Below are 1,609 nucleotides of genomic sequence, written 5' to 3'. Positions count from 1 at the left end.
ACTCCTGTGATCAGCCAAGTTTTCGGTGTTGCTTGAAGCGAATCTAACAGTTGTTCATAGCGGGTCATAGTTATAGACTCAATATTAATAGTGAATTAGTAGATGGAGATAGTAGTCTTAAAGACGGATATCCGACTCTTCCGTGCTCAGCAAATATTTCAGATCGTAAAGTACATGCTTAGACTTCCCATAACTCCGAATCGACTTGGCACCCAGTTTGCGGAACTGTGTATGCGCCACTGCCAGCACGATGGCATCATACTTGTCTGTTTCGAGTTCGGAGACCGGCGTTATCCCATACTCGTGCTCAGCTTCACTGGCGTTCACCCACGGATCATAGACGTCGACTTCAATGTTGTATTCTGCAAGTTCTTTAACGATGTCAACGATACGGGTATTGCGTAGGTCCGGGCAGTTCTCCTTGAATGCCAGCCCCATGATCAATACCCGAGCGCCATCGACATGAATACGCTCCTTGAGCATTGCTTTGACCAACTGAGAAACAACGTAGGCGCCCATACCGTCATTAAGGCGACGGCCAGCCAATATAATTTCAGGATGGTAGCCAATTGATTGGGCTTTATGCGTCAAATAGTAGGGATCGACACCAATACAATGCCCGCCTACCAGACCCGGCCGGAAAGGTAAAAAGTTCCATTTTGTCCCTGCCGCCTCAAGGACAGCCTCGGTATCAATACCCATCTTATTAAAGATTATGGCCAGCTCATTGATAAGCGCAATGTTTAAATCACGCTGAGTATTCTCGATAACCTTAGCGGCTTCTGCAACTTTTATACTGCTAGCTTTATGGGTGCCCGCGACGATAATTTGATTATACAGCGCGTCCACCAAGTCAGCGATTTCCGGCGTCGAGCCAGACGTTACCTTCTTGATCGTGGTAACACGATGCTCTTTATCACCAGGATTGATTCGCTCCGGGCTGTACCCAGCATGAAAGTCAACGTTGAATGTCAGCCCGGAGACCTTTTCAAGTACAGGAACACAATCTTCCTCAGTTGCCCCAGGATAGACAGTCGATTCGTAGATAACCAAATCACCCCTCTTCAACACCTTGCCAATGCTTTGAGATGCTTTTATCAACGGCGTCAAATCTGGCTGGTTGTACTCATCAATCGGGGTCGGAACTGTGACTACAAAAGTGTTGCAAGCAGCCAGCTCAGCCAAGTCGCTGCTGAAGCTCAAATGGCTGGCCTGCTTGAGCTCTTCATCGCTGACTTCGAGGGTTGAATCATTCCCCGCTTTCAACGCTTGGATACGCGGCTGGTTAATGTCAAATCCAACCACCGATCGCTGTTTGCCGAACTCTACTGCTAAGGGGAGGCCAACATAACCAAGGCCGATGATGGCGAGCTTAATATCTTCCAGTTTCTGCATAATTAAAACCTAAATGATCAAAATCCAAAATACTTACTGAAACAATTTCAGTACAAAGTTCTTCAGCTGTACAACCCACTCAGAGAGATAGATCTGTTTCCAGATACCGCTGCCCTATATGCTTCCAGCGTTCCCTCGCTCATACTTCGTTTTGAGGGTTTTCATTAAATTATATTATTCATACAAGACGTACGTATGGAGCTTATTGTTTTTT

General features: G+C 46.4%; 1 protein-coding gene. It reads right to left on the bottom strand.

Annotation, left to right across the window (positions count from 1 at the left end):
* Window positions 1–117: 117 nt before the first annotated feature.
* On the bottom strand, window positions 118–1,395 hold the full coding sequence (tviB, locus tag YA0848_RS35775; protein ID WP_169867535.1) for a Vi polysaccharide biosynthesis UDP-N-acetylglucosamine C-6 dehydrogenase TviB: 1,278 nt from the start codon (window positions 1,393–1,395) through the stop codon (window positions 118–120).
* Window positions 1,396–1,609: the final 214 nt, after the last annotated feature.

This window comes from Pseudomonas sp. S4_EA_1b (genome assembly GCF_016307435.1).
Lineage (GTDB): Bacteria > Pseudomonadota > Gammaproteobacteria > Pseudomonadales > Pseudomonadaceae > Aquipseudomonas > Aquipseudomonas rhodesiae.
Note: the sequence above shows the minus strand (reverse complement) of the source record. Positions and strands in the feature narration are given on the sequence as shown.